The organism is Kitasatospora sp. NPDC056800 (assembly GCF_042789775.1).
Taxonomy (GTDB): domain Bacteria; phylum Actinomycetota; class Actinomycetes; order Streptomycetales; family Streptomycetaceae; genus Kitasatospora.
Map to the genome: position 1 here is coordinate 1 of NZ_JBHUAL010000288.1, position 9,297 is coordinate 9,297.

Genomic DNA, 9,297 nt, shown 5'->3' on the forward strand with positions numbered 1-9,297 from the left:
GCCCACTGTGCTGCGCTGGGCGGTTGGTGGGGTGGGTGCGCGGGTGGGTGAGTGGGAAGTCGGCGGGGCCGACTTCCCATGCTGCGCGGGCGGTTGGTGGGGAAGTGCCCGCGCGAGGTGGAGCGGGAAGTCGGTGGGGCCGACTTCCCGCGTTGCGCTGGGTGGGGCGGGGGGTCAGGAGCGGTGGTACTGGATGGGGGTGGTGACTTCGGCGCCGAGGGTGGTGGCGGCGTGGCGGGCCCAGTAGGGGTCGCGCAGCAGTTCGCGGCCGATCAGGACGGCGTCGGTGCGGCCTTCGGTGAGGAGGGCCTGGGCCTGGGTGGGGTCGGTGATCAGGCCGACGGCGGCCACCGGCAGGTCGGTCTCGCGGCGTACGGCCTCGGCGAAGGGCACCTGGAAGCCGGGCGCGGCCTCGATCCGGGCGTCGGGGACGAGGCCGCCGGTGGAGACGTCGAGCAGGTCGACGCCGTGGGCCCGGAGCTCCTTGGCGAGGCGGACGGTGTCCTGGGAGGTCCAGCCCTCGCGGCCGTCCTCCGGGTTCTCGGTGAGCCAGTCGGTCGCGGAGACGCGGAAGAAGACCGGCAGGTCCTCGGGCCACACCGAGCGGACGGCGTCGACGACCTCCAGCGCGAAGCGGATGCGGCCCTCGAAGGAGCCGCCGTAGCCGTCGGTGCGCCGGTTGGTGTGGGGGGAGAGGAACTGGTGCACGAGGTAGCCGTGGGCGCCGTGGACCTCGGCGACCTGGAAGCCGGCGTCGAGCGCGCGCCGGGCGGCGTCGGCGAACTGCCGCACGATCTCGCCGATCTGCTCCTCGGTGAGCTCGTCCGGCGTGGTGTGGGCGGGGGAGAAGGCCTCGGTGCCGGGGCCGACCGGGGTCCAGCCGTGCTCCTCGTCCGGGGCGACGGGGCGTCCGCGGTCGACCCAGGTGCGCTCGGTGGAGGCCTTGCGGCCGGCGTGGGCGAGCTGGATGGCCGGGACGGTGCCCTGGCTCTTCAGGAAGGCGGTGATCCGGCGGAAGGCGGCGGCCTGCTCGTCGTTCCAGATGCCGAGGTCGTACGGGCTGATGCGTCCCTCGGGGCTGACCGCGGTGGCCTCCGTGATGATCAGCCCGGTGCCGCCGGCGGCGCGGGCCGCGAGGTGGGTGAAGTGCCAGTCGGTCGGGACGCCGGCCGCGGCGCCGTCCGGGGCCGCGCTGTACTGGCACATCGCCGGCATCCAGATCCGGTTGGGGACGGTCAGGGACCGCAGGGTGAGCGGGGCGAAGAGAGAGGTGCTCATGTCGGACTCCCGGTGGGGTCGGCTGACGCCAGGACGCAGGTGAAGCAAGGATGCAGGGTGAAGCAAGGGCGAGCATGCAACTTTTGCAGCTGCATTTACACTCGTAAACAATAGTTGCGTGCGCACGGACTCGCAAGGGTTCCCCGTCGGCGCGCCCTCCCGACGCCCTCCCACCTGCGACAATCGCTTCCATGATCGAATCCGTAGCCACCAGCATCCCGGAAACGCCCCTCACCGTCGCCGCCGCCGCGATCATCCGGGACGGCCGGCTCCTGGTCGTCAGCAAGCAGGCCGCCCCCGAGGTCTTCTACCTCCCCGGCGGCAAGCCCGACCCCGGCGAGGACGCCCTCCAGGCGCTGGCCCGCGAGCTGGGTGAGGAGCTCGGCGCGGCCCCGGTCGACCCCCGCCACCTCACCGACATCCGCGCCACCGCCGCCCTCGAGGGCGTGCCCATGCTGATGACCGTCTTCACCGCCACCCTGGACCGCGAGCCCGTCCCCGCCGCCGAACTCGCCGACCTGCGCTGGACCGACGGCCGCGACGACACCCTGCGCCTGGCCCCCGCCGTCCGCGACCACCTCCTGCCCCTGCTGCGCGAACGCGGCGACCTGGCCTGACCCGCGGGCCCGGCCCGGAAACCGTTTCGGCCCCCGCCCGGGCGGGCGGGGGCCGGAGCGGCACGGGCGGTCCTCCGTCAGCGCGCCGTCTGCGCCACCCGCTGCGCCGGAACGGCGCCCCGCGCGGTCCGCGCGCCGGCGGAGGCACCAGCAGGGGCAGCTGGGGAGGCGCCCAGCGCGGTGCCGCGGGTCTCCTCCGCCCACGCCACGCAGACCAGCAGCCCGAGGGCGGTGACCCCGGCGGCGATCAGCATGGTCGGGCCGGTGCCCAGCCCGGTCAGCGACAGCGGCAGCAGGTAGGTGCCGACGGCCGCGCCGATCCGGCTCACCGAGGTGGCGACGCCCACGGCGGTGGCCCGGATCTCGGTCGGGAACAGCTCGTTGGGGTACGTCCAGTCGAGCACGTTGGGCCCGCCGCACAGGAAGGCGTACGCGCACAGCGCCAGCAGCGCGATCGCGGCCGGGGCGGTGGGCCACACGCCCAGCAGCGCCAGCGGGACGGTCATCAGCGCGAAGGACCAGATGATGACGGGCCGCCGGCCGCGGGTGTCGATCAGGCGCAGCGCCGGGTAGCAGCCGAGCAGGAAGACGAGGCTGATCAGGCCGGTGCCGAGGGTCTCCATCACGGTGCCGCCCGGCATGCCGAAGGAGGAGAGGATCTGCGGGCCGAAGGTGAGCATCGCGAACAGCGGGCCGACCTGGCACATGAAGAACAGGCCGCAGAACAGGGTGCGGCGCCGGTAGGGCTGGGTCATCAGCAGGCGCAGTCCGGCGGGGCGGCCGCGCTCGGCCGGATCGGGCATCAGCTCCCGGCCGTCGACCCGGACCCCGAGGTGCTTCTCGACCACCCGCACCGCGTCACCGACCCGCCCGTTGGCGGCCAGCCAGCGCGGCGACTCCGGCGAGCCGCGGCGGATCACCAGGAACACCACGCACAGCACCGTGGAGCTCGCCAGCATCCACCGCCAGCTGCCCGGCCCGGCCAGCTCCAGGAACAGGTAGCCCACCACGTAGGCGAGCACCGAGCCGGCGTACCAGGCGACGATCTGCTGCCCGAGCAGGCGGCCGCGCTTCTTGGCGGGCAGCCACTCGGCGAGCAGCGAGGTGGCGATGGGGTAGTCGGCGGCCACGGCCATGCCGAGCACGAAGCGCAGCAGGGTGATCGCCCACACCGCGTCCACCCAGAAGGAGAGCACCGAGCAGGCGACCATCACGAGCAGGTCGGCGGTGTACATCACCTCCCGGCCGATCTTGTCGGTCAGCACGCCGAAGAGCGCGCCTCCGACGAACATGCCGACCAGGGCGGCGGCGCCGATCAGGCTGACCTCGGCGGTGGAGAGCCCGAGGTCCGGGCGCATCCCGATCAGGGCGACGCCGACGATGCTCAGGATGTAGCCGTCGAGCAGGGGTCCGCCCGAACAGGCGAGGGCCAGCCTGCGGTGGAACGCGGTATACGGGGCGTTGTCGATGGTCTGGGACATGTACTTGGGGTCCTCCGGAGCGTACGGCACGCACTGCGCACCGTGCGCCGGGTAGACGGCAGGGGAAGACGCCGCCCACCTCGGACGGCGCCACCGCCCGGTCACAACGGGCGACCGTCCACGGTTGCCCCGGTTCCGAGGGGGCGCCACCGGGGCGAAGGTCGAGGGGATTCGCGACCAAGGTCCCGAAGCGGACGGGCCCTTCGCCCGTGCCGCCACGGCGCCCGCCCAGTCCCGCCACGGGGCCGCGCCGCCGGGCGCCGCGAACGCGCGCCGGACGTGACCCTGGTCACTTCGGACCGTCAACGGCCCCTGGAATGTGGCCCATTCCACACCTGGGCGGTGCCCGTCCGTACGGGACCGACCCCGCCGCGTCACCGCCGGGGCGCCGTCACGAGCCCGCCGTGAGCGCGGCGTCAGCCCGTTGTGAGCCCGTCGTCAGCTCCTCTCCGAGGGCCGCCCGAGCCCGCGCCCGCCAGCGGTACGGCGACGTCCGCGACGTGCTCCTGCGGCCCGGCGGTCGCCCAGTTCGGGTGGTACACCTCCCGGTCCGGCCCGCCCCGCCGGTACCCGCGGGCGGTGACCCAGGCGGCGACCGCGTCGTGGGCGGCGGCCATCGCGGCGGTGCGCCGGCGGGGCAGGGCGGTGTACGCCTCGCGGTGCGCGGGCTCGACGCGCGCCGCGAACGGGCCGTGCGGCCCGACGCCGTTCGGCCCGACCGCGTTCGGGGTGGGGGCGCAGACCTCGACCAGGGCCTCGCAGTCCTCGCCCACCAGGCCGTGGTAGGCCGCGAACAGCGGCCCCGACAGGCACGCCCCCGCCTCCCGCAGCCGGCCGAGCAGCAGCCCGGAGGCCTCGGCGAGGAAGCCGGGCAGCGCGGCGGCGTCCACGTGCCGCCGGACGAACAGGACGTGCTGCTCGGGCACGTCGCGCTCGGCGACCTCGAACACGGCCGTGCCCCGTCCGGCCAGGACCTCGCGGGCGTAGCCCACCGCCTCCCGGCGGGCCGCGTGCTCGGCCTCCCGCTCCCGCCAGTACGCCAGCAGCTCCCGCTCGCCCGCGTCGCCGTCCGACTCGGCCGCGTCCAGCACCGCCGCGATCCGCGCCAGCGGCAGCCCGGCGGCGCGCAGCAGCGCGATCCGCCGGGCCCGCTCGACCTGCGCCGGGCCGTACCGCCGCACGCCGGTGCGCGGGTCGACCAGGGCGGGCGGCAGCAGCCCCCGCGCGCCGTAGAGCCGCAGGGCCTTGAGGCTGAGCCTGGTCCGGGCGGCGAGTTCGCCGATGGTGATCGTGTCGTCCTGCACGCCCGCCACTGTGCCCCCTGCCCCAGGGGGAGGGGCAAACGCCGAACACGGAAGGAGGCGAACACGGAGAGGCAAGCCGCACCCCCTTTGTGGCGGTACGTCAGCCTTCCCACCGGATCCGCCCGCCTGTTCGCGGCGCCGAGCGGGCCGGTTCACCGGCGCGTGAACTGGAGGCCGTCCGTGCACGGTTGACTTCCCGCGGCCTGGGAGGAAACGCCCCCGGGCCGCACCGTCCGCGGGCGAACGGCACTTCCGGCGCCCCGCACGCCGCCGGAGACGCCCGAGCCCGCCGCCGCACGAGGAGACCCCCATGCCACCCCCGCCCGCCGGCACCCGCACCCGCACCCGCCGCCGCGCCCTGGGCGCGCTCGCGCTGGCCACCGCGCTGGCCGCCGGCCTGCCCGGCCTCGCCGCACCCGCCTGGGCCGCCCCCGCCCCCACCGACGCCCCCGCGCCGAGCCGGGCGCAAGCCGACCCCGGCCTGGTCCTGGACCGCCCCGGGGAGTCGGTGGTCACCCGCCGCGAGGTCACCCCCATCGCCCCCGGCCTGACCATGACCTCCTTCGACCGCCTCGGCGGCCCGGGCTGGATCCGCGGCAAGGTCCTCGTCGCCGACCTGGACACCGAGGGCCTGAGCGTCGACTACCTGTCCTCCGGCAAGGTGACCACCCGCCAGAGCGTCACCGACATGGCCCGCGGCGCCGGAGCCGTCGCCGCGATCAACGGCGACTACTTCGACATGAACGCCTCCGAGGCCCCCCTCGGCGTCGGCGTCTCCCGCAAGGACGGCCTGGTCCAGGCCCCCGTCGAGGGCTGGAACCAGGCCGTCACCGTCGGCACCGACGGCCTCGCCCGGATGGCCCAGGTCTTCCTGGAGGGCCACGCGAGCCTGCCCGGCGGCCGCGAGCTGACGCTGAACGGCGTCAACACCTACGGCCTGCCCGCCGACGGCGTCGGCGTCTTCACCCCCGCCTGGGGCGACGCCACCCGCGGCAACGTCGCCAACGGCTCCGCCGAGGTCGCCGAGGTCGAACTGCGCGACGGCCGGGTCACCGCCGTCCGCGACACGCTCGGCGCCGCCGTCCCCGAGGGCGCCACCGTCCTGGTCGGCCGCGAGGCCGGCGCCCGCGCCCTGCGCGACCTCAGGCCCGGCGACCGGGTCTCCGTCGGCTACCGCCCGCGCGCCTCCTTCGGCGAGGTCGCCGTCGCCGTCGGCGGCTACCAGGTCCTGGTCGCCGACGGCGTCGCCCAGCGCTCCGGCGAGAACGACGGCAACGAGCTCAACGCCCGTACGGCCGTGGGCTTCTCGGCCGACAACCGGCGCATGTACCTGGTCACCGTCGACGGCCGGCAGGCCGACAGCCCCGGCATCAGCCTCCCCGACCTCGCCGTCCTGATGCGCGACATGGGCGCCCACAACGCGCTCAACATGGACGGCGGCGGCTCCGCCGCGATGGCCGCCCGCCTGCCCGGCGCCGAGCGGGCCGGCACCGTCAGCAGCCCCTCCGACAACGGCGGGGAGCGCGCCGTCGCCAACGGCCTCGGCCTGTTCTCCACCCCCGGATCCGGCCAGGCCAAGGGCTTCCGGCTGCGCCCGGCCCCGGCCGTGGACACCGCCGCCCGCCTCTTCCCCGGCCTGCACCGCACCGTGCGCGCCCTGCCCCACGACGAGGCGTACGGCGCCGTCACCGCGACGCCGCCCGCCACCGCGTGGTCCACCGCCACCGGCGCCACCGTGAGCGTCGAGGGCCTCGGCCCGGACGCCGTCGTCACCGGCCGCGCCCCCGGCGCCGCCGAGGTCGCCGTCACCGCCACCGGCGCCGCGAAGGCCGTCCTGCCGCTGACCGTGCTCGGCCCGGCGGTACGCGTCAGCGCCGGCAGCGCGCCGATCGCCCTCGAAGGCGCCGGCGCCACCGCCCGCCTCACCGTCACCGGCTACGACGCGCTCGGCCACACCGCACCCGTCGAGGCCGCCGACGTCAAGGTCACCGGCGGCGAGGGCGTGGTCGAGACGAGCGCCGCCCCCGACGGCACCATCGCCCTCAAGGCCCTGGCCGACGGGAAGTCCGCCACCCTCAAACTGACCGTCGGCACCCTGGAGAGCGCCGTCGCCGTCACCGTCGGCATGACCGAGAAGCCGTTCGCCGAATTCTCCGACGCCGCCGCCTGGAAATCCGGCAACGACCGCGCCCCCGGCGGTTCGACGGCCCCCGCCCCCGGCCCCGACGGCACCCACGGCCTGCGCCTGGCCTACGACTTCACCCACTCCACCGGCACCCGCGGCCAGTACGCCATCGCCCCCGAGGGCATCGTGCTGCCCGGCCAGCCCCGCTCCATCACGATGTGGATCGAGGGCGACGGCAACGGCGCCTGGCTGCGTATCCAGTACCGCACCGCCGCCGGCGTCACCGCCAACCTCGACGCCCCGATGGTCACCTGGACCGGCTGGCGCAAGGTCGAGTTCCCCGTCCCCGCCGGCGTCCAGTACCCGCTCACCTTCCAGCGCTTCCGCCTGATGGAGACCAGCGCCGCCCGCTCCTACACCGGCGCCCTCACCCTCGCCGACCTGCGCGTCAAGGTCGCCCCCGACGTCGAACTGCCCGTCCAGCCCAAGGTCACCGACCCCGTCGTGCTCACCCACGGCACCGTCGACGGCCGCCCGCTGCGCGTCGCCGTCATGTCCGACGCCCAGTTCATCGCCCGCAGCCCCGACAGCGACATCGTCCAGGCCGCCCGCCGCACCCTGCGCGACATCGCCGCCGCCAAACCCGAACTCCTCGTCATCGACGGCGACTTCGTCGACGAGGCCGCCCCCGCCGACTTCGCCCTCGCCCGCACGCTCCTCGACGAGTTCGACCAGCTCACCGGCCACACCGTCCCCTGGCACTACGTGCCCGGCAACCACGAGGTCATGGGCCCCGGCACCATCGACAACTTCAAGGCCGCCTTCGGCGACACCACCCAGGTCTTCGACGTCAAGGGCACCCGCTTCGTCACCCTCAACAGCTCGCTCGGCACCCTGCGCGGCAGCGGCTTCGACCAGATCGCCACCCTGCGCACCGCCCTCGACAGCGCGGCCCAGGACCCGTCCGTCACCGGCCTGCTGCTCTTCGAGCACCACCCCACCCGCGACCCGCTGCCCGACCAGGGCAGCCAACTCGGCGACCGCAAGGAGGCCGCCCTCGTCGAGCAGTGGCTCGCCGACTTCCGCACCAAGGGCAAGTCCGCCGCCATGGTCACCGGCCACGTCGGCGCCTTCCACGCCCAGAGCATCGACGGCGTCCCGCACCTGATCAACGGCAACTCCGGCAAGGGCCCCGCCGCCGAACCCGACCGCGGCGGCTTCACCGGCTGGACGATGCTCGGCGTCAACCCCGCCGCCGGCCGCGTCACCGACCCCTACGCCACCGCCGACGACACCTCCGCCTGGCTGCGCGCCGAGGTCCGCGCCCGCGCCGACACCGTCGACCTCCAGGCCCCCACCGCCCTCGGCCTGCTCGAAACCGCCCCCGTCCACGCCACCTTCACCCAGGACGGCGAGCGCACCGTGCCCGTCGCCTGGCCCGTCACCGCCCAGTGGGGCGGCGCCGCCGTGCACATCGGCACCGCCGCGAGCGCCCCGCGCACCGCCGTCGCCGCCTACGACCCGGCCACCGCCACCCTGACCGGGCTGCGCCCCGGCAGCGGGACGCTGAGCGTCACCGTCGGCGGGGTGAAGGCCGAACAGCCGCTCACCGTCGGCGCGTTGCCCGCCTGCACCACCACCGTGCGCGGCCGGCACTCCTCGCTCGCCGTCACCTCGGGCGTCACCTGCCTCCAGGGCGCCACCGTCGACGGCCCGGTCCTGGTGCAGCCCGGAGCCTCCCTGGTCGCGCTGGACTCCGTCCTGTCCGGCCCGCTCTCCGCCCGCGGCGCGAACACCCTGGTGCTGAGCGACACCACCGTGAACGGCCCGGTCGCCGTCAGCGGCACCACCGGCACCACGGCGATCCTGCGCGCCACCCTGTCCGGCCCGCTCCACCTCGCGCTCAACAAGGGCGCCACCCTGCTGGCCGGCACCACCGTGAGCGGCCCGCTGGACTGCTCCGGCAACACCCCGGCCCCGGTGAACGGCGGCCTCGCCAACACGGTGAGCGGCCCGAAGGGCGGCCAGTGCGCGAAGCTGTGACTGACCGTCAGTGACCTCCCGCAGGCCCGGACCGTGACGAACGGTCCGGGCCTGCGGTGTCGTGTCCTACGTGGCCTGGTGGCTCTTGACGAGGTCCTGGACGGACTTGGGGACGGGGGTGCCCGGGGGGACGTGCTTGTCGGGGACGGGCTCGCCGTAGGTCTGACGCAGGGCGAGGACGCCGCCCCAGGCATGGGGGTAGTCCAAGTCCCGCTGGGTCTCGTGTTCGGGCCCCGTGGGGTGGGTCGCCGTCTTGGCGTGGACGGTCGTCCCCTCCTTGCCGAGGTCGACGGAGAGGACCCCGGTGGTGGGCATGTGCTGCCCGTCCGTGTTCAGGTCCTTGTCGTCGATTGGGGGCGTCTGGCCCCAAAGGCCGGGGGTGTGGTGGGGGGTGTGGGGGTCGGAGGGCTAGGGACGCCCGCGGGGGGCGACCATACACTGGGCCCCGG

The 9,297-nt window shown here is 75.3% G+C and carries 6 protein-coding genes; 2 read left to right on the top strand and 4 right to left on the bottom strand.

What is annotated here, in order from left to right:
* Positions 1 to 174: 174 nt before the first annotated feature.
* A complete protein-coding gene (locus tag ACFRQN_RS38085) occupies positions 175 to 1,278 on the bottom strand; it encodes an NADH:flavin oxidoreductase/NADH oxidase (RefSeq protein WP_380745174.1) in 1,104 nt (367 codons plus the stop codon).
* 191 nt (positions 1,279 to 1,469) lie between these two features.
* Between ACFRQN_RS38085 and ACFRQN_RS38090 the strand changes: the two genes are divergently transcribed.
* Complete coding sequence (locus tag ACFRQN_RS38090) at positions 1,470 to 1,895, top strand: NUDIX domain-containing protein (protein ID WP_380745176.1); 426 nt, start codon at positions 1,470 to 1,472, stop codon at positions 1,893 to 1,895.
* A 77-nt stretch (positions 1,896 to 1,972) separates the two neighbouring features.
* On the opposite strand, the gene ACFRQN_RS38095 is transcribed toward ACFRQN_RS38090, so the two are convergent.
* Both ACFRQN_RS38095 and ACFRQN_RS38100 read right to left on the bottom strand, forming a co-directional pair.
* Positions 1,973 to 3,376: an MFS transporter gene (locus tag ACFRQN_RS38095; protein WP_380745178.1), complete on the bottom strand. Its 1,404-nt coding sequence runs from the start codon at positions 3,374 to 3,376 to the stop codon at positions 1,973 to 1,975.
* A 416-nt stretch (positions 3,377 to 3,792) separates the two neighbouring features.
* Positions 3,793 to 4,680, bottom strand: a complete 888-nt coding sequence (locus ACFRQN_RS38100; protein WP_380745180.1) for a MerR family transcriptional regulator — start codon at positions 4,678 to 4,680, stop codon at positions 3,793 to 3,795.
* Positions 4,681 to 4,990: 310 nt separating this feature from the next.
* Between ACFRQN_RS38100 and ACFRQN_RS38105 the strand changes: the two genes are divergently transcribed.
* Positions 4,991 to 8,848, top strand: coding sequence for a phosphodiester glycosidase family protein (locus tag ACFRQN_RS38105; protein WP_380745182.1), 3,858 nt, complete (start codon positions 4,991 to 4,993; stop codon positions 8,846 to 8,848).
* 66 nt (positions 8,849 to 8,914) lie between these two features.
* Here the strand turns inward: ACFRQN_RS38105 and ACFRQN_RS38110 are convergent, their stop codons facing one another.
* Complete coding sequence (locus ACFRQN_RS38110) at positions 8,915 to 9,163, bottom strand: hypothetical protein (RefSeq protein ID WP_380745185.1); 249 nt, start codon at positions 9,161 to 9,163, stop codon at positions 8,915 to 8,917.
* Positions 9,164 to 9,297 lie beyond the last annotated feature (134 nt).